Below are 259 nucleotides of genomic sequence, written 5' to 3'. Positions count from 1 at the left end.
GGCTGCCTCTTTAAATGATGGTACATACTCCGTCAACTATACTGTGCTGAAGGCTGAAGGAAATGCGGTCTCAATGGCAAATGATTACTGGCTGAAGCCGGCTAAAGTGATCGTGAAAAATGGAAAGCTGACAGTGCAAATGACCATTAAAAATAGCAGCTGGGTGACGGAATTTAAAGTTCCGGGAAATGGCGGCTATGTCGATACAACGGTTCTTTCAACGAATAAAAAAGCCAATACAAGGCTCGTTCAATTCCAA

1 protein-coding gene is annotated in these 259 nt (G+C 43.2%); it reads left to right on the top strand.

What is annotated here, in order from left to right:
- On the top strand, positions 1-259 hold a 259-nt coding region (locus SB775_RS31000), incomplete at both ends, for an NEAT domain-containing protein (protein WP_410865107.1).

The organism is Peribacillus sp. SIMBA_075 (assembly GCF_046534585.1).
The sequence above is the reverse complement of the archived record's forward strand: the minus strand, read 5'-3'. Positions and strand labels throughout refer to the sequence as shown.